General features: G+C 69.9%; 23 protein-coding genes. 20 read left to right on the top strand and 3 right to left on the bottom strand.

Annotated elements, in window-relative coordinates; genetic code table 11:
- The first annotated feature begins 54 nt into the window (after positions 1–54).
- Positions 55–432, top strand: coding sequence for a VOC family protein (locus QRN19_RS05145; RefSeq protein ID WP_285025703.1), 378 nt, complete (start codon positions 55–57; stop codon positions 430–432).
- Positions 433–447: 15 nt separating this feature from the next.
- Here the strand turns inward: QRN19_RS05145 and QRN19_RS05140 are convergent, their stop codons facing one another.
- The gene (locus QRN19_RS05140) at positions 448–1,080 is read right to left on the bottom strand and encodes a TetR/AcrR family transcriptional regulator (protein ID WP_285025701.1); all 633 of its coding nucleotides are present in this window, start codon (positions 1,078–1,080) and stop codon (positions 448–450) included.
- 117 nt (positions 1,081–1,197) lie between these two features.
- On the opposite strand from QRN19_RS05140, the gene QRN19_RS05135 reads away from it, so the two are divergent.
- The 10 genes from QRN19_RS05135 to QRN19_RS05090 all read left to right on the top strand — a co-directional run bounded on the left by QRN19_RS05135 (position 1,198) and on the right by QRN19_RS05090 (position 12,037).
- The gene (locus tag QRN19_RS05135) at positions 1,198–2,793 is read left to right on the top strand and encodes a carboxyl transferase domain-containing protein (protein ID WP_502928131.1); all 1,596 of its coding nucleotides are present in this window, start codon (positions 1,198–1,200) and stop codon (positions 2,791–2,793) included.
- 4 nt (positions 2,794–2,797) lie between these two features.
- Positions 2,798–4,909: an ATP-binding protein gene (locus QRN19_RS05130; protein WP_285025697.1), complete on the top strand. Its 2,112-nt coding sequence runs from the start codon at positions 2,798–2,800 to the stop codon at positions 4,907–4,909.
- On the top strand, positions 4,906–6,072 hold the full coding sequence (locus QRN19_RS05125; RefSeq protein ID WP_064294458.1) for an acyl-CoA dehydrogenase family protein: 1,167 nt from the start codon (positions 4,906–4,908) through the stop codon (positions 6,070–6,072). The genes QRN19_RS05130 and QRN19_RS05125 overlap by 4 nt, the downstream gene beginning before the upstream one ends.
- Before the next feature lie 7 nt (positions 6,073–6,079).
- Positions 6,080–6,577 (top strand): MaoC family dehydratase, encoded by a 498-nt coding sequence (locus QRN19_RS05120; protein ID WP_285025694.1) that lies wholly within the window; start codon positions 6,080–6,082, stop codon positions 6,575–6,577.
- Positions 6,574–7,419 carry an HpcH/HpaI aldolase/citrate lyase family protein gene (locus QRN19_RS05115; protein ID WP_285025692.1) on the top strand — a complete coding sequence of 282 codons (846 nt, stop codon included), beginning with the start codon at positions 6,574–6,576 and terminating at the stop codon, positions 7,417–7,419. The genes QRN19_RS05120 and QRN19_RS05115 overlap by 4 nt, the downstream gene beginning before the upstream one ends.
- A 171-nt stretch (positions 7,420–7,590) precedes the next feature.
- Positions 7,591–8,670, top strand: a complete 1,080-nt coding sequence (locus QRN19_RS05110; protein WP_079002693.1) for an aldo/keto reductase — start codon at positions 7,591–7,593, stop codon at positions 8,668–8,670.
- A gap of 70 nt (positions 8,671–8,740) precedes the next feature.
- Complete coding sequence (locus QRN19_RS05105) at positions 8,741–10,108, top strand: M16 family metallopeptidase (RefSeq protein ID WP_285025688.1); 1,368 nt, start codon at positions 8,741–8,743, stop codon at positions 10,106–10,108.
- Positions 10,109–10,711, top strand: coding sequence for a histidine phosphatase family protein (locus QRN19_RS05100; RefSeq protein WP_285025686.1), 603 nt, complete (start codon positions 10,109–10,111; stop codon positions 10,709–10,711).
- A 73-nt stretch (positions 10,712–10,784) separates the two neighbouring features.
- Complete coding sequence (gene dapB / locus QRN19_RS05095) at positions 10,785–11,603, top strand: 4-hydroxy-tetrahydrodipicolinate reductase (RefSeq protein WP_285025684.1); 819 nt, start codon at positions 10,785–10,787, stop codon at positions 11,601–11,603.
- Positions 11,600–12,037, top strand: a complete 438-nt coding sequence (locus tag QRN19_RS05090) for a hypothetical protein (protein WP_285025682.1) — start codon at positions 11,600–11,602, stop codon at positions 12,035–12,037. The genes dapB and QRN19_RS05090 overlap by 4 nt, the downstream gene beginning before the upstream one ends.
- 23 nt (positions 12,038–12,060) lie before the next feature.
- Here the strand turns inward: QRN19_RS05090 and QRN19_RS05085 are convergent, their stop codons facing one another.
- Together QRN19_RS05085 and QRN19_RS05080 are read right to left on the bottom strand one after the other, a co-directional pair.
- Complete coding sequence (locus QRN19_RS05085; RefSeq protein WP_285025680.1) at positions 12,061–12,951, bottom strand: TIGR01777 family oxidoreductase; 891 nt, start codon at positions 12,949–12,951, stop codon at positions 12,061–12,063.
- A gap of 39 nt (positions 12,952–12,990) precedes the next feature.
- Complete coding sequence (locus tag QRN19_RS05080) at positions 12,991–13,416, bottom strand: OsmC family peroxiredoxin (protein ID WP_064294452.1); 426 nt, start codon at positions 13,414–13,416, stop codon at positions 12,991–12,993.
- A 181-nt stretch (positions 13,417–13,597) separates the two neighbouring features.
- Between QRN19_RS05080 and dapA the strand changes: the two genes are divergently transcribed.
- The 9 genes from dapA to QRN19_RS05035 all read left to right on the top strand — a co-directional run bounded on the left by dapA (position 13,598) and on the right by QRN19_RS05035 (position 23,992).
- Entirely contained in the window at positions 13,598–14,575 is a 978-nt protein-coding gene (gene dapA / locus QRN19_RS05075) for a 4-hydroxy-tetrahydrodipicolinate synthase (RefSeq protein WP_064294450.1), read from the top strand.
- Positions 14,576–14,595: 20 nt separating this feature from the next.
- Complete coding sequence (locus tag QRN19_RS05070; protein ID WP_064294449.1) at positions 14,596–16,272, top strand: ribonuclease J; 1,677 nt, start codon at positions 14,596–14,598, stop codon at positions 16,270–16,272.
- A gap of 147 nt (positions 16,273–16,419) precedes the next feature.
- Positions 16,420–17,412 carry an efflux RND transporter periplasmic adaptor subunit gene (locus tag QRN19_RS05065; protein ID WP_285025677.1) on the top strand — a complete coding sequence of 331 codons (993 nt, stop codon included), beginning with the start codon at positions 16,420–16,422 and terminating at the stop codon, positions 17,410–17,412.
- Positions 17,409–18,113 carry an ABC transporter ATP-binding protein gene (locus tag QRN19_RS05060; RefSeq protein WP_079707092.1) on the top strand — a complete coding sequence of 235 codons (705 nt, stop codon included), beginning with the start codon at positions 17,409–17,411 and terminating at the stop codon, positions 18,111–18,113. Before QRN19_RS05065 ends, QRN19_RS05060 begins: the two co-directional genes overlap by 4 nt.
- Positions 18,106–19,344, top strand: coding sequence for an ABC transporter permease (locus tag QRN19_RS05055; protein WP_285025673.1), 1,239 nt, complete (start codon positions 18,106–18,108; stop codon positions 19,342–19,344). Before QRN19_RS05060 ends, QRN19_RS05055 begins: the two co-directional genes overlap by 8 nt.
- Before the next feature lie 58 nt (positions 19,345–19,402).
- Positions 19,403–19,894 carry a GNAT family N-acetyltransferase gene (locus QRN19_RS05050; RefSeq protein ID WP_285025671.1) on the top strand — a complete coding sequence of 164 codons (492 nt, stop codon included), beginning with the start codon at positions 19,403–19,405 and terminating at the stop codon, positions 19,892–19,894.
- A gap of 77 nt (positions 19,895–19,971) precedes the next feature.
- Positions 19,972–22,869, top strand: a complete 2,898-nt coding sequence (locus QRN19_RS05045; protein WP_285025669.1) for an FtsK/SpoIIIE family DNA translocase — start codon at positions 19,972–19,974, stop codon at positions 22,867–22,869.
- A gap of 2 nt (positions 22,870–22,871) precedes the next feature.
- Positions 22,872–23,480, top strand: coding sequence for a CDP-diacylglycerol--glycerol-3-phosphate 3-phosphatidyltransferase (gene pgsA / locus QRN19_RS05040; protein WP_285025667.1), 609 nt, complete (start codon positions 22,872–22,874; stop codon positions 23,478–23,480).
- Positions 23,477–23,992: a CinA family protein gene (locus QRN19_RS05035; protein ID WP_285025665.1), complete on the top strand. Its 516-nt coding sequence runs from the start codon at positions 23,477–23,479 to the stop codon at positions 23,990–23,992. The genes pgsA and QRN19_RS05035 overlap by 4 nt, the downstream gene beginning before the upstream one ends.
- Positions 23,993–24,024 lie beyond the last annotated feature (32 nt).

The following is a 24,024-nucleotide window of genomic DNA, read 5'->3' as shown; positions in this document are numbered from 1 at the left end:
ACGACGTGGCATCGTGCATCGTGTACGCATCGGGAATCAGCGAAGGAGCGGCTCATGGTCACGTACAGGGATGTCTTCAGCGGTTTCTCGGTCGACGACATCGACGCGGCGAGGACGTTCTACCGGGACGTCCTCGGGCTCACCGTCACGGACAACGCCATGGGGTTCCTGGACCTCTCGCTCCCCGCCGGTGGGTCGGTGCTCGTCTACGACAAGCCGGACCACGCGCCGGCCTCGTTCACCGTGCTGAACCTCGTGGTCGACGACATCGACACGGCGGTCGACGAGCTGCAGGCGCGCGGTGTGGTGACGAAGCTCTACCCGGACGACGTCCTGCCGACGGACGCGAAGGGGATCATGCGCGGGAACGGCCCGGACATCGCCTGGTTCACCGATCCAGCGGGGAACGTCCTGTCCGTGCTCGTCGACTGACCCTGGCCCGCTTCCTCACGCGGCGAGCAGGGCGGCCAGCGCCATCCGCTCGAGCGTCGAGCGCACGGCCTCGCGGTCGGGTGGCCCGGCCTCGTTCCTGCCGAGGGAGGTGCTGTGGGACGTGGAGTTGATCAGTCCGAAGCCCGCCAGCGCGCGGACCCGCAGTTCCGTCGCGGGGATCGTGGGATGCAGCGTCGTGAGGACGTCCACCCACCGCTCGACGTACCGCCGCTGGAGGGTGCGGACCGTGCGACGGTCGTCCGGTGCCAGGCTGTCGAGGTCGTGGTCCTGGATACGGATCACGTCGGGGTCGTCGAGGGCGAAGGCCACGTGGAAGGCGACCAACGAACGCAGCGCCCGATCGCCGTCCGGAGCCTGCTCGACCTCGCGGGTCCCGCCCTCGAGCAGGTCCTGACTGACGCCGACGAGGAGTGCTGCGAGGACGGCCTGCTTGCTCGGGAAGTGGCGGTAGACGGCGGGTCCGCTCATGCCGACGGCCGTTCCGAGGTCCTCCATCGACACCCCGGCGAAGCCGCGCTCGGCGAACAGTCCGGCCGCCGACCGCAGGAGGGCCGAACGGCGGGCCGCTTTCGCCTCCGAGCGTCCGAGGTGCGGCGGGTTCGGGGACGGTGTGTCACGACCGGTCATCGGATCTCCTCGGGGTGGACTTTTTCAGTTAATGAACTGTAACCTCTCTTTCAGTGAGTGATGAGTAACTGAACGCACTCACGGTCGACGACGACAGGAGCCCGAGTGCCCACCCTCATGAGCGGTGCCGATCCCACCTCAGCCCGATTCCGCGAGCAGGAGGCGGCGCAGCGGGAGCTCGTGACGGAGCTCGAACAGACGATGGCGACCGCGGCCCTGGGCGGACCGGAGGCGTCGCGGGCCCGGCATGTCGCCCGGGGGAAGCTGCTGCCGCGGGATCGGGTCGACCGCCTGCTCGACGAGGGGAGCCCATTCCTGGAGATCGCGCCCTTGGCCGCCCACGGCATGTACGACGACGCGACTCCCGGCGCCGGGGTCATCGCCGGGATCGGCCTCGTCCACGGACGACACGTGCTCGTCGTGTCGAACGATGCGACCGCGAAGGGTGGCTCGTACTTCCCGATGACGGTGAAGAAGCACCTCCGGGCCCAGGAGATCGCGGCTGCGAACCGATTGCCCTGCCTGTACCTCGTCGACTCCGGGGGAGCGAACCTCCCGACGCAGGACGAGGTCTTCCCCGATCGGGACCACTTCGGCCGGATCTTCTTCAACCAGGCCAGGATGTCGGCGGCCGGCATCCCGCAACTCGCCGCCGTGCTCGGCTCCTGCACCGCCGGAGGCGCGTACGTCCCCGCGATGAGCGACGAGAACGTGATCGTGCGCGGCCAGGGCACGATCTTCCTCGGCGGTCCACCCCTCGTGAAGGCCGCGATCGGCGAGGTCGTGACCCCGGAGCAGCTCGGCGGCGGTGACCTCCACGCCCGGGTGTCGGGCGTCACCGACCACCTCGCGGACGACGACGCGCACGCGCTCGACATCCTCCGGGACGCCGTCGCGACGCTGCCGGCGCCCCACGCGCGCGCGTGGGAGGTGCGTCCGAGCGTGCCACCGGTCGTCCCGGAGGCGGAGCTGTACGGCGTCGTCCCGGCGGAATTGCAGACGGCCTACGACGTCCGCGAGGTGATCGCGCGGCTCGTGGACGGCAGCGACTTCTCGGAGTTCAAGCGCGAGTACGGCGAGACCCTCGTGACCGGGTTCGCCAGGTTGCACGGGCACCCCGTCGGCATCATCGCGAACAACGGCGTCCTCTTCAGCGAGTCGGCCCTGAAGGGCGCCCACTTCATCGAGCTCGCCGACCAGCGCGGCATCCCGTTGCTGTTCCTCCAGAACATCTCGGGCTTCATGGTCGGCAGTGACGCCGAGGCCGGAGGCATCGCCAAACACGGCGCGAAGATGGTCACCGCGGTCGCGACCACCCGGGTGCCGAAGCTGACGGTCGTGATCGGCGGTTCGTTCGGCGCCGGCAACTACTCCATGTGCGGCCGGGCCTACGACCCACGCTTCCTCTGGATGTGGCCGGGCGCGCGCATCTCCGTGATGGGCGGACAGCAGGCGGCGAGCGTCCTCGCGACCGTCAAGCGCGACCAGCTCGAGGCACGCGGCGAGACGTGGACCGCCCAGGCGGAGGAGGACTTCCGGGCGCCGATCCTCGCCGACTTCGAGGAGCAGGGCAACCCGTACTACTCGACCGCACGACTCTGGGACGACGGCATCATCGACCCCGCCCGGACCCGCACGGTCCTCGGACTCGCGCTCGAGGTGTGCTCCCGCGCGCCCCTGCCAGAACCCGGCTTCGGCCTGTTCAGGATGTGACGGCATGACGACCCAGACACCGAACCGGCCGGGCCAGACATGCGCCCGTCCCTTCCGCTCCGTCCTCGTCGCGAACCGCGGCGAGATCGCCTGTCGCGTGATCCGTACGCTCAAGGCGATGAGCATCGAGAGCATCGCGGTCTTCAGTGACGCTGACCGCGACGCCCCGCACGTCCGGCTCGCGGACCGCGCCGTCCGACTCGGACCCGCGCCGGCCTCGGACAGTTATCTCGACGTCGACGCCGTCGTCCGTGCCGCCGTCTCGACCGGGGCCGAGGCGGTGCACCCGGGGTACGGCTTCCTGTCCGAACAGCCCGCGCTCGCGAGGGCGCTCGCCGCTGCCGGGATCGTCTTCATCGGCCCGGACGAGCGCGCCCTGGTCCTCATGGGCGACAAGATCCGGGCGAAGGACCACGTCGCGGCACGAGGTGTCCCGATCATCGAGGGTGTCGCCGACGCCTCGCTCGACGACGAAGCGCTCGTCAGCGCGGGCGTCGCCATCGGCTTCCCGCTCATCGTCAAACCGGCGGGCGGTGGCGGCGGCAAGGGGATGCAGGTGGTGGAGCGCGCCGAGGAGCTCCCATCGGCCATCGCCTCCGCGCATCGGGTGGCCGAGGCGGCCTTCGGCGACGCCACCCTCCTCCTCGAGCGGTTCGTCGTGAGGCCCCGGCACATCGAGGTGCAGGTGCTCGCGGACGCCCACGGTGCAGTCGTGCACCTGGGGGAGCGCGAATGCTCGCTCCAGCGTCGGCACCAGAAGGTGATGGAGGAGTCCCCGTCGCCACTCATCGACGACCGGCAGCGGGCCCGACTCGGCGAGGCGGCCTGCACGGTCGCCCGGAGCGTCGGCTACCGGGGTGTGGGGACCGTCGAGTTCCTCGTCGCCGACGACCGACCGGACGAGTTCGCCTTCCTCGAGATGAACACGCGGCTGCAGGTGGAGCATCCGGTCACCGAGCTCGTCACGGGGCTCGACTTCGTGGAGTGGCAGGTGCGCGTCGCCGCCGGTGAACCGCTGACGATGACGCAGGACGACGTCGTCCTGCGTGGTCACGCGGTGGAAGCACGGCTGTACGCGGAGGACCCGTCGAGCGGCTTCCTGCCCCAGACCGGGGTGCTCGAGCGGGTGCGACTGCCGGAGGGCACGGGGGTCCGTGTCGACGGCGGCATCGTCGCCGGGCAGTTCGTCGGCCCCTGGTACGACCCCATGCTCGCGAAGATCGTGTGCTGGGCCGAGGATCGCGAGACCGCGCTCCGGCGACTCGACGCGGCGCTCGCGGCGACGGTGGTCTTCGGCGTCCGCACGAACCTCGGCTTCCTCCGACGGCTCCTTTCCGACGAGGACGTCCTCGCGGGACGACTCCATACGGGTCTCATCGCCGACCTGCTCGACGACAGCCCGCCCGCCACGACGTCCGAGCGCGTCCTGACCGCCGCGGCGCTCGCCGAAATGGACGACCGGCGATCCGAGGCCGCAGCGCGGACCGCCGGACTCGGGACGCCGTGGTCGGATCCGGGTGGGTGGCGCCTCGGCGCGGCAGCACCGACGCGACAGCATCTGCGTCTGGAGGACGGACGCATCGTGCGCATCGAGGTGCGTGGGTCGATCGACGACGCGAGCGTTTCCGTCGATGACGCGGCACCGGCCCGGGCCGCGGTCCTCAGCCGGTCGGACGGCACCCTGCGGTTCGAGCACGACGGTGTCAGCACCCCGTTGGAGACCGTCCGCGTGGGGGACGAGCGATGGATCGCGCTCGACGGTGCCATCAGTGTGGTCGAGGTGGTCCCGCGTGAGGCGCTCCCGGCCGGCGGGGATCCGACCGCGGCCGGGGCGGTCGATCCGGAGGTGCGGACGCCGATGCCCGGCACCGTCACCGCCGTGCACGTCACGAGCGGCGACAGCGTCACGGCCGGTCAGCCGCTGGTCACCGTCGAAGCGATGAAGATGGAGCACCTCCTCACCGCCACGACCGACGGCACGGTCACCCTCCACGTCGCCACGGGTGGCACGGTCGCCACCCGTCAGTCGGTCGCGACGATCGCCGCAGACCCCGTCGCAGCCCACCTGAACGCAGCCCCAACCGATGCAGCACCCACGAACGGAGCATCAGCATGAACACCGAGCTCAGCCCCGAGCACCAGCGGATCGTCGACACGGTCAAGGCGTTCGCCGACGAGGTCGTCGCGCCCGCCGCCTATCAGTACGACACCGAACGCCGCCTGCCGTACGACATCATCGCGCAGATGGGGGAGCTCGGACTCTTCGGGCTGCCGTTCCCGAAGGAACTCGGCGGTGGGGGGATGGACTACTTCGCGCTCTGCCTCGCCGTCGAGCAGCTCGGACGCGTCGACCAGAGCATCGGCGTCACCCTCGAGGCCGGCGTCGGCCTCGGAGCCATGCCGATCTACCTGTACGGCACCGACGCCCAGCGCGAGGAATGGATCCCGCAGCTCGCGAGCGGGCAGGCGCTCGCCGCGTTCGGCCTCACCGAGGCGCGAGCCGGCAGCGACGCGGGCGCGACGGAGACCACCGCCGAGCTCGTCGACGGCGAGTGGGTGATCAACGGCACGAAGCAGTTCATCACCAACTCCGGGAGCGAGATCACCCGGCTCGTGACGGTGACGGCGGTCACGGGGGAACGGGTCCGATCCGACGGGCGGGTGACGAAGGAGCTGTCGTCGATCCTCGTACCGGTCCCGACGCCGGGCTTCACCGCGCTGCCACCGTACGACAAGGTCGGGTGGCACACCTCCGACACCCACCCGCTGCGGTTCGAGGACGTCCGCGTACCGGAGGGCAACCTGCTCGGCGAACGCGGGCGCGGGTACGCCAACTTCCTCACGGCGCTCGACGGGGGACGGATCGCCGTGGCCGCGCTCGCCGTCGGAGCTGCCCAGGGCTGCCTCGAGGAGGCGATCCGCTACGCCAAGGAGCGGGTCGTGTTCGGTCGGGCGATCGGTGACAACCAGTGGATCGCCTTCCGGATCGCGAAGATGCAGGCGCGGGTCCACACCGCAAGGCAGGCCTACTACGACGCCGCGTCGCGCATGCTCCGGGGAGCGCCCTACAAGATGGAGGCCTCCATCGCGAAGATGGTCGCCGGGGAGGCTGCGATGGACAACGCCCGTGACGCGACCCAGATCTTCGGCGGCTACGGGTTCCTCAACGAGAACCCGGTGGCGCGGCACTACCGGGACTCGAAGATCCTCGAGATCGGTGAGGGCACCACCGAGGTGCAGCTCATGATCATCGCCCGCGAACTCGGCTTCGCGTCGTGAGGTCATGATGACCGACTCGTCCCAGACGTCGTCCGGCCCCGTGATCGAGCAGCGAGGCCTGTACTTCGAGGAGTTCGTGGTGGGTGCGACGTACCGCCATCGCCCCGGGCGCACCCTCACGGAAGCCGACAACGTCCTGTTCTCGACCCTCACGATGAACGGGCAGTCGCTGCACGTGGATGCCGCGTGGTCCGCGACCGGGCCCTTCGGCGAACGGCTCGTGAACTCGATGCTGACCCTCTCGACCCTCGTGGGGCTGTCGGTCGCGCAGCTCACCGAGCAGACGATCGTCGCGAACCTGGGCTTCACCGACATCGCCTTCCCGAACCCGATGCACCACGGCGACACGCTGTACGCCGAGACGCTCGTGACGGCCAAACGGTTGTCGTCGTCGAGGCCGGGCGAGGGTGTCGTCACCCTGCTCCACACGGGCCGGAACCAGGACGGCGTCGTCGTCGCGACCGCGACCAGGAGCACGCTCGTCCAGTGCTCGGGTGCATCGTGACCGGCGCCGCGGCGTTCGACCTGGGGCCGGCGATCCTCTTCGTCCCGGCGGACCGTCCGGACCGCTTCGCGAAAGCGGCCGAGCGCGCGGATGCCGTCATCCTCGATCTCGAGGACGCCGTGGCCCCGGCCGACAAACCGGCCGCCCGCCGGGCGATCGTCGACCATCCGCTCGATCCCTCGCGCACGGTCGTCCGGGTCGACCCGGCTGGGACCGTCGACTTCGACGACGATGTCGCGGCGCTCGCGGACACCGCCTATCGCACGGTGATGCTGGCGAAGACGGAGACGACCGCGGCGCTCGACCGGCTCGTGGACGCGATCCCGGACGCCCGGATCATCGCGCTGTGCGAGACCGCTGCCGGTGTCGTGCAGGCACCCGCGTTGGCCGCCCATCCTGCGGTCATCGCGCTCATGTGGGGCTCTGAAGACCTCATCGCCTCCCTGGGCGGCATGAGCAGCCGAGGGGCCGACGGGCGATACCGGGACGTCGTCCGACAGGCGCGCTCCTCGGTGCTGCTCGCCGCGGGAGCCGCAGGGGTGGCCGCGATCGACGCGGTCCATCTCGACATCGACGATCTCGCCGGGCTCGCGGACGAGGCGGCGGACGCGGCCGCCGTCGGCTGCATCGCCTCCGCGTGCATCCACCCGGGACAGGTCCCGACCGTTCGCGCCGCCTACCGCCCGGATCCCCGATCGGTGGTCGCGGCGCGGGAGCTGCTCGACGCCGCAGCGGGTGCCTCCGGGGTGTTCCGGCACGAGGGGCGTATGGTCGACGAGCCGCTCCTGCGACACGCGCGACTCGTGCTCGCCCGTGCCGGGGGGTCCGTCGATCCGAGGTGATCGGCCGACTCCAGCAATCGTTACGAATCAGTTGCCGCCCGGTCGCGATGTCGTCCAGCCGAAGTCGCCGGTCTCCTCTAGCCTGGTGAGCAAGCACCGGCCCGTCGCTCCACGCACGGATCCCGACGGTGCAGCGCGTCACCGGTCGGCGGACCGAGAGAGGGGCAGGGGATGCCACACCTCTGGCGCTCGTCGAGCACCCGTGGCAGTTCTCTGGTCGGCGGAGCAGCGGACGGCGTCGACGACGACGCGAGTCGTCGTCCCGAGCAGCTCGTCCCGCACCCGTCCTTCCCGACGCCTGTCCAGGACCCCGAGCCCTCCGAGGCGCCGAGGCGCACGATCGGCGACTCGGAGTTGTCGGTCTTCCCGGTCGTGCTCGGTGGCAGCGTGTTCGGGTGGACCGTCGACCCCGACACGACGTCGGACATCCTCGACCGGTTCCACGACTCCGGCGGCAACATGGTGGACACCGCCGACAGCTACGCGGGCGGACGCAGCGAGATCCTCATCGGCAATTGGATGCGGAAGCGCCGCAACCGGGACGACATGGTCGTCGCGACGAAGATCGGCCGGCACCCCGACTACCCGGGTCTCGGCTCGGTGAGCATCATCCGTGCGGTCGAGGCGGCGCTCGAACGGTTGCAGACCGACCACATCGACCTGCTGTCCTTCCACGACGACGACCCGAGCATCCCGTTGGCCGACAGCCTCGGGACGGTCGACTGGTTGATCGAGACCGGCAAGGTCCGCTACCTCGGCACCTCGAACACGACCCCCGAACGGCTCATGGAGGCACGGATCCTCTCGGCGAGCGGCTTCACCCAGTTCGTCGCGCTCGAGACGCACTACAGCCTCATGCACCGGGAGCCCTACGAGAGCACCCTCGCGCTCGTCGCGACGGCCCAGCACCTCGGCGTCCTGCCCTACTTCGCCCTCGCGAACGGGTTCCTGACCGGCCGCTACCGCACCCGCTCCGACCTCGACCCGAGCACCCGCGGCAGTCGCGCCGCGACCCACCTGCACCGCCGTGGGCTGCGGGTCCTGCACGTCCTCGACGAGATCGCGGAGGAGAACCGCTGCACGGTGGCCTCGGCCGCGCTCGCCTGGGCCATGTCCCGTCCCGGCGTCGTCGCGCCGATCGCGAGCGCGTCCCAGCCGGCTCACGTCGACTCGCTCATCGCGGCGGCCGACGTGCGGCTGAGCCGCGGGCAGATCCTCGAGCTCGACCGCGTCTCCGGTCGCTTGCGCTGAGTCGACCGGCGTGCGCCTGCGCACCGACGCTCGCGCGCGACGCCCGAGAACCTGACGTATGGTTGGGGTGATGAACGCCGCCGTCGACTTTCCGCTCACTCGTCCCGAGCTCGCGTTCACCGCATCCGGGGACGCGCTCGTCCGACGGACGGTCCTGCCCAACGGGCTGCGCATCCTGAGCGAACACATGCCGGGCAGCCGCAGCGCCACGATCGGCTACTGGGTGGCCGTCGGCTCCCGCGACGAACAACCGGCGACTGCCGATCGACCGGCGACCTTCGGCTCGACGCACTTCTTGGAGCACCTCCTGTTCAAGGGCACGCCGTCGCGTTCCGCCCTCGACATCGCGGTCGCCTTCGATGCGGTCGGCGGCGAGCACAACGCGCTCACGGCCAAGGAGCACACCTGCTACTACGCCAAGGTGCGCGATCGCGACCTGCCGATGGCTGTGGACGTCATCACCGACATGCTTACCTCCTCGCTGCTCGACCCGGAGGAGTTCGAGAACGAACGCGGCGTCATCCTCGAGGAGCTCGCGATGATGGACGACGATCCGGGAGACGTCGCCAACGAACGGTTCTTCGAGCGCGTGTTGGGGGAGCACCCGCTCGGGCGTCCCATCGGCGGTCACCCGCAGTCGATCATCGAAGTGGGCCGGGACGCCGTCGTAGCACACTATCGGGCCAACTACCGCGCGAACGACGTCATCGTGACGGCGGCCGGCGCCGTCGACCACGACGCGCTCGTCGCACAGGTGTCCGAGGCGCTCGTGCATGCGGGCTGGCCGGCGGACGCGGTCGCCGCACCGGTCGCGCGTCGGACACTCGCGCCTGCTGCCATCGTCGGCGGCTCGCCGCTCTCGGTCGTGCACCGGCCCACCGAGCAGGTCCACCTGCAGATCGGCGGAGCGGGCCTCATCGCGGGCGATGAGCGTCGATTCGCCATGAGCATGCTCAACTCCATCCTCGGCGGCGGCATGTCCAGCCGCCTGTTCCAAGAGATCCGGGAACGGCGCGGGCTCGCCTACTCGGTGTACTCGTTCGCCGGCAGCTACTCGGATGCCGGCGTCTTCGGCCTCGCTGCCGCCTGCTCCACGGCGAAGGCGGCGACCGTCGCCGAACTCATGCTCGCCGAACTCCACCGGCTCGCCGAGCACGGCGTGACGGACGAGGAGTTGTCGCGCGCGCTCGGGCAGCTGAGCGGCGCCTCGGCGCTGGCCCTGGAGGATTCGGACTCGCGCATGAGCCGCCTCGGTCGGGCGGAGCTGACCCTCGGCGAGTTCATCGACCTCGACGAGAGCATCCGTCGCCTGCAGTCCGTCGGTCACGACGACGTCCAGCAGCTCGCGCAGCATCTCGCCGCGCAGCCCATCACGGTGTCGGCGGTCGGAGCCGTCGACGAGGACACCTTCGCTCCGATCATCGCGGGGGTGCGTTGAATGTCCCATTACCTATATCTCGTCAGACACGGCGAGCAGCAGCACGCCGAGCACGGCTTACCCGACGGACCACTGTCGGCACGCGGTCGGCGTCAGGCACAGTTGCTCGCGGAGCGCCTCGGTGGTGTCCCGATGACCGCGGCGTGGCACTCGCCGTTGCAGCGTGCCGCGGAGACCGCCCAGATCATCGCCGAGCGGATGCCGGCCGTCACACCGGAACCGTCGTCACTGCTCTTCGACTGCGTCCCGAGCGGTCGCACACCGGAGACGCCGTCGGCGTTCGACCCCTTCTTCGGCTCGATCACCGAGGCGGAGATCGAGGCGGGCGAAGCGCAGATGGCCGACGCCGCCGCCGAGTTCCTCTCGCCGAAGCGCGGTGACCATCACGAACTGCTCATCACGCACAACTTCGTCATCGGGTGGCTCGTCCGCGAGGCGCTCCAGTCGCCTGCATGGCGCTGGGTGAGCATCAACCAGGCCAACGGCGGACTGACGGTGCTGCACCAGCGCGCCGGGCGTCCGTGGAGCCTCATCACCCACAACGACCTCGCGCACCTCCCCATGGAACTCCGCACGGGTCTTCCCGAGCCGCACATCGTCTAGTCGGCGGCGGGGGAGCAGGTCGGCAGGCCTCCGCCCGAGGACGGCGCGCACGGGCAGCACGTAAGCTGAGGACATGACGACACGAGTGGCGCTGGCCGGCGCGAGCGGCAAGATGGGCCGACTGTTCACCAGCATCATCGGTTCGCTCGACGACTTCGAGCTGGTCGCGTCGCTCGGTTCCTTGAGCGAGCTGAGCGAGATGGACGCGGCGGACCTGGTCGTCGACGTCACGGTCCCGGGTGTCAGCCAGCGGATCGTCGACCACGCCGTCGCTCAGGGGATCAACGTGCTCGTCGGGACGAGCGGTTGGTCGGCCGAGCGGATCCAGCGACTCGACCGACGGCTCACCGAGCTGCCGGAACAGGGCGTCGTCATCATCCCGAACTTCTCGCTGGGATCGGTGTTGTCGACGAGTCTGGCGACCGTCGCGGCCCGCTTCTTCGACTCGATCGAGATCATCGAGTCCCACCGCGACACGAAGGTGGACTCGCCCTCCGGGACCGCCGTGCGCACCGCCGAGCTGATGATGGCCGCGCGTGGCGACCGGGGGCCGGTCGCCGCCCCACACACCGACCAGCGGGCGAGGGGACAGCAGGTCTCGAGCATCCCGATCCACAGCCTGCGGCTCCAGGGCGTCGTCGCCCGCCAGGAGGTCGTGTTCGGAGGCGTCGACGAACTCGTCACGATCACGCACGACACGATCTCGCCCGCGTCCTACGAGCGGGGCATCCGGCTCGCCCTCGTGGCCGCCCGCGACGCCCGGGGGGTCACCGTCGGTCTCGACAGTCTGCTCGACCTCGGACTCGATCGCCCAGGGCCGGCGGGTCGGCGGCCCGCCCAGGGCGCGCCCGAGCACGTCTCCGGTCAAGCCGCGGCGGCCAGCGCCCTGTGAAGACCCGCATCATGGTCGCGATCATCGCGGCCCTGCTCGTCCTCTACATCGTCCTCGTCGGGTACCGTGCCGTCGTCCTCCTCAGCACCGGTGAGCCTGTCGGCATCGCCATGGGTGCCGCGCTCATCGTCCTACCGATCCTCGGCGTCTGGGCGCTCTGGCGCGAGATCGTCTTCGGGGTGGGCGCCGAGCGACTCGGCGTCCGCCTCGAGGCCGAGGGCGGCCTTCCGCCCGAGCAGGTCGAGACCCGCGAGAGCGGCCGGCCGATGCGTGATGCCGCAGACGAGCTGTTCCCGAAATACCGTGACGCGGCAGAGGCCGCTCCCGAGGACTGGCGATCCTGGTACCGCCTCGGACTCGTCTACGACGGAGCCGGAGACCGTCGCCGCGCGCGGCAGGCCATCCGACAGGCGATCCGGCTCTCGCGGAGCTGACCGGAGCGGCGGCGTCCCGTCGTTCAGTCGCGGGCGAGTGCTTCGGCCAACGCCTGCTCGACGGTCGGCGTGCTGAACGTGAAGCCGTCGTCCAGGAGTCGACGAGGTTCGACGCGCTGATCGCTCAGCAGCAGTCCGTCGGCGGCGTCGCCGAGGAGCGCCTTGAGGGCGAACGTCGGGACGCGGAGCAGATAGGGCCGGTTCATCCGTCTGGCGAGCTCGAACATGAGGTCGTCGGCACGGGCGGCCTGCGGACCGCACAGGTTCACCGGTCCGGAGAGCGTCGAGGTCAGGAGGTGGGTGATCGCCCGGACCTCGTCCTGCAGCCCGATCCACGGCCAGAACTGGCGGCCCGAACCGAGCGGACCGGCGACACCGAACCGGGTGAGCGGTGCCAGCGGCTTGAGCACGCCGGCCAGGTCGACGACGATGCCGTTGCGGAGCAGCACGGTGCGGACGGCGTCGGGCGCCGCGAGCGCCGAGTCCTCCCAGGCGACGACGACGTCGGCGAGGAATCCGGCCCCTCTGGAGGAGTCCTCCGTGAGGGTCTCTCCCGGACGGTCGCCGTAGTACCCGACCGCCGACCCGCTGAGGAAGGCGGCCGGTGGCTGCTCGGCCCGGTTCATGGCGTCGACGAGGGTGCGGGTCGCGCTGAGTCGTGACCAGAGGATCGTGGAGCGGTAGGCCGCCGTCCACGGCAGCTTGCCGAGGGAGGCGCCGGAGAGGTTGACGACCGCGTCGGCACCGCTCACGACCGTCGGATCCAGCACGCCTGCGAGCGGATCCCACTCCGCTTCTCCGGCACCGCGCGCCGGACGACGAACGAGCCGGACGACCTCATGGCCGTCGGTCTCGAGGGAGCGCCCGAGCGCCGTTCCGATGAGCCCGGAGGCTCCGCCGATCACGATGCGCATGCGCGTCGCCTTCCTGGTCGTGCTGCTGGACGGTGGTGGTTACGCGAGGCTGGCCTCGAGGGTGATCGGGATGCCGGCGAGCGCCTGCGAGACCGGGCAGCCGTCCTTCGCCGCCGTGGCGATGCGCTCGAAGTCGGCCTCGGAGATGCCGGGCACGACCGCGCTGACGAGCAGGTGGCTGCCGGTGATGCCGGTGCCGGGGGTGAAGGAGACCGCTGCGGTCGCCTGGATGCGCTCCGGCGGGAAGCCGGCGCTGGTGAGTTCGTTGGCGAACGCCATCGAGTAGCAGGAGGCGTGCGCAGCCCCGAGCAGTTCCTCCGGGGTCGTCGTCGTGTTGGAGCCCTCGGAGCGTGCCTTCCAGTCGACGGCGAACTCGGCCGCCTCGGAGGTGTCGAGGCTCGTGTGCCCGGATCCCTCGAAGAGCGTGCCGTTCCAGACTGTCGTGGCTTCGCTTGTTACCGCCATGGTGCAACCTCCGTCGTCGGGCCGTGCAGGAGCGCATCGGCGCTGGTGTTCGTGGGGTCAGCCTAACCGGATCGACCTGGGTGGTCACCCCGTCGACGGGAGCCGCGCGGTGTGCCTTCGGCCACCCGCCGACGCCCGTCGGGTGGTGACCCGGAAGAGGGAAACCCGATAGCCTGAGAGGGTGTCGCGTGCAGAGAACCCCTTCGGTCAAGTCCTCGTCGCCCTGGTGACGCCGTTCACCGCCGACGGCGAGGTCGACTGGAAGGCCGTCGAGCGACACATCGACGACGTCGTGACCGCGGGTGCCGACGGCATCGTCGTCACCGGCACCACCGGTGAGACGTCCACGCTGACGGACCCGGAGAAGGTCAAGCTCGTCGAGGTCGGCAAGGCCGTCGCGGGCGGCCGCGCGAAAATCATCACCGGCGGCGGGTCCAACGAGACCGCCCACGCGATCGAGCTCGCGAAGAAGAGCGAACAGGCGGGCGCCGACGGCAACATGATCGTCACCCCGTACTACAACAAGCCCACGCAGGCCGGCGTGCTGACCCACTTCCGCATGATCGCCGACTCCACGGACCTACCCGTCATCCTCTACGACATCCCGGGGCGAACCGGTATCCCCATCACGTACGAGACGATCCTGCGTGCGGCCAAGCACCCGAACATCCTCGCGGTGAAGGACGCCAAGGGCGACCTCAGCGAAGTGAGCCGCGTCATGAACCAGACGGACCTCATGTACTTCGCCGGCGACGACGCCAACGCCCTCCCGACGCTCGCGATCGGCGGGACCGGCCTCATCGGCGTCACGGCCAACATCGCGCCGACGCCCTACCGACACATGGTCGACGCGGTGAACTCCGGCGACCTCGTCGCGGCGACCGCCGCGCACCGGCAGCTCGAGCCGCTCGTGCGCGCGGTCATGACCCACGTCCCCGGCACCGTCGCCGCCAAATACATCTTGCACGGCCTCGGCCGGATCCAGAGCCCGCGGGTACGTCTTCCGCTGGTCGGTCCGGAGGAGTGGGAGGCCGCGCAGATCGAGGATGAGATCGACCTGGTGAAGGACATCCCAGGCGTCGACTTCCGCAACTTCCGGCCAGACCGCAACGCCGCCGCCGGTGGCGCGCTGCCCAAGGTCGCCGGTACGACTCGCTAGACAAACCAGAGGGGGGCTACATGCCCAATACCATCATCGATCCGCCAGTCCTCGAACCGGGGACGCTCCGCGTCATCCCCATCGGAGGACTCGGCGAGATCGGCAGGAACATGACCTGCTTCGAGATCGACGGCAAGATCCTGATCGTCGACTGCGGCGTGCTCTTCCCCGAAGAGCACCAGCCGGGCGTCGACCTGATCCTGCCCGACTTCACCTCCATCAAGGACCGGCTCGACGACATCGTCGGCGTCGTGCTCACGCACGGTCACGAGGACCACATCGGCGCCGTGCCGTACCTCCTGAAGCTCCGCAAGGACATCCCGCTGATCGGTTCCGGCCTGACGCTCGCGCTCATCGAGGCGAAGCTCAAGGAGCACCGCATCGTCCCGTACACCCTGCCGGTGAAGGAGGGCCAGATCGAGGCGCTGGGGCCGTTCGACCTCGAGTTCGTCGCGGTCAACCACTCGATCCCGGACGCACTCGCGGTGTTCATCGACACCGATGCCGGCACCGTCCTCGTGACCGGTGACTTCAAGATGGACCAGCTGCCGCTCGACGGCCGCCTGACGGACCTCCGCGCCTTCGCCCGCCTCGGTGAAGAAGGCGTCGACCTCTTCCTCGTCGACTCGACGAACGCCGACGTCCCGGGATTCACGCCGCTCGAGCGGTCCATCGGGCCGGTCCTCGACCAGGTCATCGCGAAGTCCGAGCGCCGCGTCATCGTCGCGAGCTTCTCGAGTCACGTGCACCGCGTCCAGCAGGTCCTCGACGCGGCACACGCCCACGGCCGCCGGGTCGCGTTCCTCGGTCGTTCCATGGTGCGCAACATGGGGATCGCAGCCGACCTCGGGTACCTGAACGTCCCCGAGGGCCTGCTCATCGACTACAAGAAGGCGAAGGACCTCCCCGAGGACAAGATCGTCTACATGTCGACCGGGTCGCAGGGCGAGCCGATGGCCGTCCTGAGCCGGATGGCGAATCTCGACCACGCGATCGAGCCGGGCCCCGGCGACACCGTCATCCTCGCCTCGAGCCTCATCCCGGGCAACGAGAACGCGGTCTACCGCGTCATCGACGGCTTGACGAAGCTCGGCGCCACCGTCGTCCACAAGGGCAACGCGAAGGTCCACGTCTCCGGGCACGCGGCCGCCGGCGAGCTGCTCTACTGCTACAACATCCTCCAGCCGAAGAACGTGCTGCCGGTCCACGGTGAGTACCGTCACCTCGTCGCGAACCAGAAACTCGCGATCGACAGCGGCGTCCCGGCGCAGAACACCTTCATCGGCGAGGACGGCATCGTCATCGACCTGAAGGACGGCGTCGCGAAGGTCGTCGGGCAGCTCGACGTCGGGCTCGTCTACGTCGACGGCTCGACCGTCGGTGAGATCACCGACGCCGACCTCAAGGACCGTCGCATCCTGGCGGAAGAGGGCTTCATCTCGGTCATCGTCGTCGTCGACTCGAAGACCGGGCACATCATCTCCGGCCCCGAGGTGCACGCGAAGGGCTTCGCCGAGGACGACAAGGTCTTCGCCGACATCAAGCCGAAGGTCGCCAAGGCACTCGCCGAGGCGGCGGAGAACGGCGTCCGTGACACGCACGCGCTGTCGCAGGTGATCCGTCGGACCGTCGGCCGCTGGGTCAACACGTCCTTCCGTCGCCGCCCGATGATCGTGCCGCTCGTCATCGAGGCCTGATCACCGGTCGGGTCCGCTCGGATCCACCCGCCAGAAGGCGGTCGAACATCATCCGCGAGGGTGATGTCCGGCCGCCTTCGGCGTTGCTACCTTGGAATCTCCTATGGCCGCTCGTCACTCCGACTGCGGTGGATTCCGGAGGTCGGCGTGGGCATTGTCCGCACCTGGGTGTTCCCCATTCTGAAACTGCTCGTCTTCGCCGTGATCGCGGTGGCGCTCGTGAAGGTCGCGTTCTTCCCGGACGCGCCGCAGGAGGAAGGACCGACGCAGCCGACCGGGAGCCTCGTCGAACCGCAGGTCCAGGCGGCGCTCGGCACCGTGGTCAACACCGTCTCGGTGGAGGGCCAGGTCGTGGCCGACCCGGCCAGTACAGCGAAGTCGACCGTCGCAGGCACCGTCGACGAGGTGTTCGCCGCCAAGGGGGCCGTCCTCGCGGAGGGTGACCCCATCCTCGACGTCAAGACGATCGACGAGGAGGGCAAGGAGCGGTACGTGCAGGTGACCGCACCGGTCGCGGGCACCCTCGGCAACGTCAAGCTCATCCACGGACAGTCCGTCCAGATCGGCGACGCGGTGGCGCAGGTGTCGCCGGCCACGTTCTCCATCACCGGGGCGTTGAGCGCCGACAAGCAGTACCGTCTGCTCACCATCCCCGGCGAGGCGACGGTCACCATCAACGGCGGCCCGGCCCCGTTCGTCTGTCCGGCGGTCCGCGTCACGACGCCGTCGAGCGGTGGCGACGAGGAGGAGCCGGCGACGGGCGGTGGATCCGGGCAGACACCCGGTGCCGGCGGAACCTCCGTCACCTGCGCGGTGCCCGGTGACGTCCGGGTCTTCGCCGGACTCGCCGCGACGATCGAACTCGCGGGCGGCGTCGCCGAGAACGTCCTCGTGCTCCCGACGACCGCGGTCAAGGGGTCGGCCGGGACCGGGACCGTCTGGGTCGTCGGCGCCGACGGTGCGCAGGAGGAACGGCCGGTCACGCTCGGACTGAACGACGGGCAGCAGGTGCAGATCGTCGACGGTGTCGCCGAAGGTGACTCGGTGCTCCAGTTCGTCCCTGGAGCCGTTGCACCTGCCCCCGAGGGGTGCACCACGCTGCCCGACGGCAGCATGGCTTGCGACGGGTCGGTCGGGTGACGCTCCTCGAACTCCGCGGGGTCACCCGCGTCGTCCAGATCCCCGATGCGCCGCCGCTGACGATCCTCGACGGCGTCGACCTGGAGGTGCATGAGGGCGATCGCGTGTCCATCGTCGGTCGATCGGGTTCGGGCAAGTCGACGCTCCTGAACCTCCTCGGCCTGCTCGACAAACCGACCTCCGGGTCGCTCGTCTTCGACGGACGGCCGGCGGAACGCCTCGGGTCCGGTGCGCGCGACCGCCTGCGCGGCGCTCAGATCGGCTTCGTCTTCCAGCAGTTCAACCTCCTACCGGGCCGGACCGCGCTCGAGAACGTCACGACGCCGCTCCTCTATGCGAGCGGACGCTCGTTCTGGCGTCGCCGGGAGATCGCCGCCGCGATGCTCGAACGCGTCGGACTCGGTGACCGCCTCGACGCGATGCCCACGAAACTGTCCGGCGGCGAGCAGCAGCGCGTCGCCATCGCTCGTTCGTTGGTCCGCGGGCCACGGCTCATCCTCGCGGACGAGCCGACCGGCGCGCTCGACGTCGAGACCGGCACCTCCGTCATGTCCCTGCTCGACGAGGTGGCGACCTCCACGGGTGCCGCCCTCGTGACGATCACCCACGACCGGGCGATCGCCCGACTCGCGACGACCCACCACCGTCTCGACCACGGCGTGCTCACCCCCGACCACGAACTGGAGGCTGCGGATGTCTAGGATCCTGACCTCGATCGTCGGAGCGGTCGTCGAGGCCGCCCAGGAGCTGCGGATCCATCGTGGCCGGGTCATCCTCTCGCTCATCGGCGTCGGCGTCGCCGTGTGCGCCCTCACGAGCATGGTCGGCATGTCGTCGCTCGCGGCGCAGGCCCAGACCGAGTCACAGGAGCGATACGGTGGTCGGCCCGCCACGCTCATGGCGTCGGCCTACGGCACCGGAACGGAGCAACCCGACCCGGAGACCTACATCACGGCGGTGCACGACCTCGCCGAGCGGTACGGCATCGGGTACGTCTCGCAATCCGGCGGCACCCAGTTGAACGTGCAGTTCGCCGACGGGACGGTACCGGTGCAGTCCACCGTCGTCGACGTCCCGTACGGCGAGATGCACCGCATCAGACTGGACGAGGGCGCCTGGTTCCAGGAGGACGACGGCGACCGCCTCGCACCCGCGATCGTCGTGAACCCGGCGTTCTGGCAGCGCCTCGGGTCACCACCCATCGAGACGCACCCCACGGTCACGGTCCACGGCGAGCACCCGGTCACGGCCGTGATCGTCGGGGTGTACGCGAGCAACGAGTGGGACACCGAACCGCAGCTGTCGATCCTGCCCGCGGGGACGGCGCTCATCGGTCCGGTGCCTGGCGCCGAGGAGGGCATGGGCCAGCCCGGTCAGCTCCCGCAGTTCGAGTTCTGGGTTCCGAACGCGGACGCCGAGGCCTTCACCCAGCGGATCCAGTCCGACCTGCGTGCCGAACTCGGTGACGCGTACAGCGTCGACGTGTTCCGCAACGACTTCGGCCAGACGGGGGAGGACCCGCTCCTCTCGCTGAAACTCGTGGTCGGCGCGGTCGCCGGACTCATCCTCCTGCTCGGGGCGCTCGGGCTCATCAACCTCTCGCTCGTCACCGTCCGCCAGCGCATCCGCGAGATCGGGATCCGGCGCAGTTTCGGTGCCACCGCGCCGAGGGTGTTCTTCGCCGTGATGATGGAGAGCGTCGTCGCCACCTTCGTCGCCGGGGTCATCGGCGTCATGCTCGCCGTCGCCGTCGTGAAGAGTCCGATCGTCGAGCAGTTCATCGGTCAAGGACTCGTGACGGACTTCCCGCCGTTCCCGATCGAGGCCGCGGTCCTCGGGCTGGTCAGCGCCACGGCCGTCGGTGCGATCGCCGGGCTCCTCCCGGCGCTCGTCGCCGTGCGCGTGAAGGTGATCGACGCGATCCGGTATTGAGCGCCGGCGACGGCTCACGCGTCATCTGCTCGAAACACCGGTGGCGTACCATCCGTCCATGGCGGTCTACTCGATCCGCGAAGCCGCGGTGGCTGATGTGCGCGTCCTCACCGACATGATGGTCGAGGCGGCGAACTGGAACGCTGTCGCGCCCCGTCCCCGGTCGGCCGTCCTCGCCGATGCGCAGCACACCCGATACGTGCACGGCTGGCGTCGTCCCGGCGACGCCGGGGTCGTCGCCGTCGGGCCGGACGGTGCGCCCGTGGGAGCGTGCTGGTATCGACTCTTCCCCTCCGATGCACCCGGGTTCGGGTACGTGGCGGGCGGGGTCCCCGAACTCATCCTCGGGGTCAGCCCGATCCACCGCGCCCAGGGCGTCGGACGGCAGCTGCTCCGTGCGACCGTGCAGCTCGCGAGAGCAGCCGGGTACCAGCGCATCAGCCTGAGCGTGGAGCGGGCGAACCACGCCGTCTCCCTGTACCGCACCGAGGGGTTCGCGATCGTGGACCGGCTGGGGACCCGCGACACGATGGTCCTGAATCTGCGCTGACCGCCCGGCGGAGCGCGGATCGTGGACACCCCGCCAGCTTGCCGGGCTGCGTCGGTGGCGACGAGTACCGTGAACGCATGGCCGCACGTTCCAACTCGACCAGCCGTTCGCGCAGCGCTTCCTCGCCGAGTGGCGCTTCGTCGCGCACCACGAGCACGAAGACGAACACCAAGCCCGGCCCCAAGTCGGGTGCGTCGACGACGAAGCAGCAGAAGACCGTCGCCTATCCGGCGGCCGAGGAGCAGCGCAGTGTGCTGACCTCCATGTGGCTCGGTCTCGCGCACGGCGTCGGTGGCGCGGTCCGCGCCCTCGGTCCCGAGCGCATCGCGAAGGAGGACCGCCGCGACGGCTTCCCCTTCCTGCTCTTCCTGCTGGCCGTCGTCGGTGCCGTCGTCGAGTGGTTCGGCGCGGCCGACCCGGTCGCCCAGACCTTCGACGCCTGGTCGTTCGGCGGCCTCTTCGGCCGACTCGCCTTCGTGCTCCCGGTCATCATGATCGTGTTCGCTGTCTGGCTGTTCCGGCACCCGGCCTCGGTCGACGACAACGGCCGCATCAGCATCGGCCTCGGTCTGCTGCTGATCAGCATCTCGGCGCTCTGCCACATCCACGGCGGTCAGCCGAACCCGAGTCAGGGCCTGCCCGCGCTGGCGCAGGCCGGGGGTCTCCTCGGGTGGATCCTCGGCGCCCCGCTCGCGGCGATCATCACCCCGATCGGCGCGACCGTCCTCATCTCGCTCCTGATCCTCCTCAGCCTCTTCATCGTGACCAAGACGCCCCCGAACCGCGTCGGTGCCCGCGTGCGACAGTTCTCCACCTGGATGTTCGGCGAGCAGCCGGAGGCGCCTGAAGGAGAGACCGCAGAGCCGAAGGGCGCGAGGACGAAGCGACTCGACGACCTCGACGAGGAGCCGGACGAGCCGGCGGCCCTGCCGTGGTGGCGACGCAACACGAGCCGTCGCGAGGACGACCCGACGTTCGAGGACCCGCTCATGGGCGACAACATGACCGAGCTCCTCGGCCTCGAGAAGCCGTCCGGCGGGTTCGACTCGCCGCTCGAACCGGTGGCCGTGCCAGCCGCGTCACCGAAGGCCGCGCCGGTGCACGACGCCTTCGGCTCCGAGCTCCTCGGCGACCTCGAAGCGGCGGAGAGCGCCGTCAAGCGCTTCAACACGGGCGAGATCAAGCCGCAGACGGGCCTGCACGACGACAGCATCCCCGGCGCGACCGAGGTCATCGAAGACCTCGACCCGGCGCTCCTCGGCGCACCCGACCAGATCGACTTCTCGGCGCGCCCGATGGCGCAGCAGGGCCAGGACGACACGCCGTACCGTCTGCCGTCCGCAGGAACACTTGCGGCGGGGGAGCCCGCGAAGACCCACAGCGCGGCCAACGACGAAGCGGTCGCCGCGATCACCAGCGTCCTCGACCAGTTCGGCGTCGACGCGAAGGTCACGGGGTTCTCCCGCGGCCCGACCGTGACGCAGTACGAGATCGAGCTCGGCCCAGGCGTCAAGGTCGAGCGGGTGACGGCGCTCAGCAAGAACCTCTCCTACGCCGTGGCGTCCAACGAGGTGCGCATCCTCTCGCCCATCCCGGGGAAGAGCGCCATCGGTATCGAGATCCCGAACACCGACCGCGAGATCGTCACCCTCGGCGACATCCTCCGCTCGACGGCGGCCACGAACAGCAACCACCCGATGACGATCGGCGTCGGCAAGGACGTCGGCGGCGGGTACGTCGTCGCCAACCTCGCGAAGATGCCGCACCTCCTGGTCGCCGGGTCGACCGGCTCCGGCAAGTCGGTCTTCGTCAACTCGATGATCACCTCGCTGCTCATGCGCGCCAAGCCGAGCGAGGTGCGCATGGTCCTCATCGACCCCAAGCGCGTCGAGCTCGCGCCGTACGCGGGTGTCCCGCACCTCATCACGCCCATCATCACGAACCCGAAGAAGGCGGCGGAAGCGCTGCAGTGGGTCGTGAAGGAGATGGACATGCGGTACGACGACCTTGCGAGCTTCGGCTACCGGCACATCGACGACTTCAACAAGGCCGTCGTGGCCAACGAGATCGTCCTCCCCGCGGGCAGCGAACGCGTCCTGAAGCCCTACCCCTACCTGTTGGTCGTCGTCGACGAGCTCGCCGACCTCATGATGGTCGCCCCCCGCGACGTCGAGGACTCCATCGTCCGCATCACGCAGCTGGCCCGTGCGTCCGGTATCCACCTCGTCCTCGCGACGCAGCGTCCGTCGGTCGACGTCGTCACCGGCCTCATCAAGGCGAACGTGCCCTCCCGCCTCGCCTTCGCCGTCACGAGCGTCACCGACTCGCGGGTCATCCTCGACCAGCCGGGCGCCGACAAGCTCATCGGTCAGGGCGACGCCCTGTTCCTGCCGATGGGCGCGAACAAGTCGATCCGCGTGCAGGGTGCATGGGTCGGCGAGAACGAGATCCAGCGGGTCGTCGAACACGTCACGAACCAGGCGCGGCCGGAGTACCGGAAGGACGTCCAGGCCGTCGCTGAGCGCAAGGAGATCGACGCGGACATCGGCGACGACCTCGAACTCCTGCTCGCCGCAGCGGAGCTCGTGGTGTCGACGCAGTTCGGATCGACCTCGATGCTGCAGCGGAAGCTCCGGGTCGGGTTCGCGAAGGCCGGCCGGCTCATGGACCTCATGGAGTCGCGAGAGATCGTCGGCCCGTCCGAGGGCTCGAAGGCCCGCGACGTCCGCGTCACCGCGGAGCAGCTGCCGGGTGTCCTGGCCCGTCTGCGCGGCGAGGACGACGGTTCCGCCGCTCCGGTGCCCGCAGCGGCGGCGCCGACTGCCGCTGCGGCAGCTCCTCCGGTCGTCGGCGCTGCCGGCGGTCTCGAGCCCGACCCCTACGGTGCGGACCCGGTCGAGGCCCAGTTCCAGGACTATCCTGAGGTCGAGGGCGGTTCTGACGAAGACGCCTGGAGTCTCACCGGTCGGGAGTAGACATGACGGCATCGAACGCGTCGGCTGCTGAGCCGCGCATCTCGAACTGGAACCTCCCGAACGCGATCACCGTCGCGAGGATCGTGCTCGCGCCGGTGTTCATGTGGATGCTGCTGGCCGACGACGGTTCCGACGGCGCACTGCGGTGGTGGGCGGCTCTGCTCTTCGTCGTCGCGATCGCGAGTGACGGCATCGACGGACACATCGCCCGCAGTCGCAACCTCGTGACGGACCTCGGCAAGATCCTCGACCCGATCGCCGACAAGGTGCTGACGGGCGGTGCGCTCGTCGCGCTGTCCATCCTCGGCGAACTGCCGTGGTGGGTCACGATCGTCGTGCTCGTGCGCGAGATCGGCATCACCGTGCACCGCTTCATCGTGATCTCCGACCATGTCGTCGCCGCCGCGTGGATGGGGAAGCTCAAGACACTCGCGCAGGCCGTCGCGATCTCGCTCGCCCTCGCGCCGTTCTGGGTGCTCCTCGGTGACTGGGTGCTCTGGGTGAACGCGGTCTTCATGACCATCGCCGTGCTCCTGACCATCGCGAGCGGCATCGACTACGTCGTCACGGCCGTGCGGGGGTCGCGCGCCGACCGGCGGGTCAAGCGATGACGCCCGATGCGGTCGAGTCGGCCGACGCCGATGCCACCTCGGCGGTCCACGCGCTCGTCGACGCCCGGTTGACGATCGGTGTCGCGGAGTCCCTGACCGGCGGGCTGCTGGCCGCGGCACTCATCAACGTCCCCGGCGCGTCCGCGACGGTCCGAGGCGGTGTGGTCGCGTACGACACCCGCCTGAAGCACTCGTTGCTCGGGGTCGACGCCGGACTCCTCGCGCTCCACGGCGCCGTGCACCCGGAGGTGGCCCTCCAGATGGCCGACGGCGTGCGCCGTGCCATGGCGATCGACGGACTTCCGGCCGACGTCGGTATCGCCACGACCGGCGTCGCCGGACCCGATCCGCAGGACGGCCAAGCCGTCGGGACGGTCTTCGTCGGCATCGTGACGCGAGCGGGTGGACGGGTGGTGCCGCTCACGCTGGACGGGGGGCGTCAAGAGATCCGACACCGGACCGTCGAGCTGGCGTTGGAAGCGCTCGTGCGCGAACTCGGCGCACTCGGGTGAACGCCGTCGCAGATCAGCGGAATACCGTCCGT

Origin of the sequence: Plantibacter sp. ME-Dv--P-122b (assembly GCF_030209375.1) — a bacterium.
Taxonomy (GTDB): Bacteria; Actinomycetota; Actinomycetes; order Actinomycetales; family Microbacteriaceae; genus Plantibacter.
Note: the sequence above shows the minus strand (reverse complement) of the source record. Positions and strands in the feature narration are given on the sequence as shown.

What these genes read in the sequence shown, in the direction of transcription:
- QRN19_RS05120 (WP_285025694.1), top strand. Translation starts at nt 6,080, where the DNA reads ATGACCGACTCGTCCCAGACGTCGTCCGGCCCCGTGATCGAGCAGCGA.
- QRN19_RS05055 (WP_285025673.1), top strand. Translation starts at nt 18,106, where the DNA reads ATGTCTAGGATCCTGACCTCGATCGTCGGAGCGGTCGTCGAGGCCGCC.
- dapB (WP_285025684.1), top strand. Translation starts at nt 10,785, where the DNA reads ATGACGACACGAGTGGCGCTGGCCGGCGCGAGCGGCAAGATGGGCCGA.
- QRN19_RS05105 (WP_285025688.1), top strand. Translation starts at nt 8,741, where the DNA reads ATGAACGCCGCCGTCGACTTTCCGCTCACTCGTCCCGAGCTCGCGTTC.
- QRN19_RS05125 (WP_064294458.1), top strand. Translation starts at nt 4,906, where the DNA reads ATGAACACCGAGCTCAGCCCCGAGCACCAGCGGATCGTCGACACGGTC.
- QRN19_RS05045 (WP_285025669.1), top strand. Translation starts at nt 19,972, where the DNA reads ATGGCCGCACGTTCCAACTCGACCAGCCGTTCGCGCAGCGCTTCCTCG.
- QRN19_RS05050 (WP_285025671.1), top strand. Translation starts at nt 19,403, where the DNA reads ATGGCGGTCTACTCGATCCGCGAAGCCGCGGTGGCTGATGTGCGCGTC.
- QRN19_RS05145 (WP_285025703.1), top strand. Translation starts at nt 55, where the DNA reads ATGGTCACGTACAGGGATGTCTTCAGCGGTTTCTCGGTCGACGACATC.
- QRN19_RS05135 (WP_502928131.1), top strand. Translation starts at nt 1,198, where the DNA reads ATGAGCGGTGCCGATCCCACCTCAGCCCGATTCCGCGAGCAGGAGGCG.
- QRN19_RS05035 (WP_285025665.1), top strand. Translation starts at nt 23,477, where the DNA reads ATGACGCCCGATGCGGTCGAGTCGGCCGACGCCGATGCCACCTCGGCG.
- QRN19_RS05110 (WP_079002693.1), top strand. Translation starts at nt 7,591, where the DNA reads ATGCCACACCTCTGGCGCTCGTCGAGCACCCGTGGCAGTTCTCTGGTC.
- QRN19_RS05100 (WP_285025686.1), top strand. Translation starts at nt 10,109, where the DNA reads ATGTCCCATTACCTATATCTCGTCAGACACGGCGAGCAGCAGCACGCC.
- pgsA (WP_285025667.1), top strand. Translation starts at nt 22,872, where the DNA reads ATGACGGCATCGAACGCGTCGGCTGCTGAGCCGCGCATCTCGAACTGG.
- QRN19_RS05070 (WP_064294449.1), top strand. Translation starts at nt 14,596, where the DNA reads ATGCCCAATACCATCATCGATCCGCCAGTCCTCGAACCGGGGACGCTC.
- QRN19_RS05140 (WP_285025701.1), bottom strand. Translation starts at nt 1,080, where the DNA reads ATGACCGGTCGTGACACACCGTCCCCGAACCCGCCGCACCTCGGACGC.
- QRN19_RS05085 (WP_285025680.1), bottom strand. Translation starts at nt 12,951, where the DNA reads ATGCGCATCGTGATCGGCGGAGCCTCCGGGCTCATCGGAACGGCGCTC.
- QRN19_RS05080 (WP_064294452.1), bottom strand. Translation starts at nt 13,416, where the DNA reads ATGGCGGTAACAAGCGAAGCCACGACAGTCTGGAACGGCACGCTCTTC.
- QRN19_RS05130 (WP_285025697.1), top strand. Translation starts at nt 2,798, where the DNA reads ATGACGACCCAGACACCGAACCGGCCGGGCCAGACATGCGCCCGTCCC.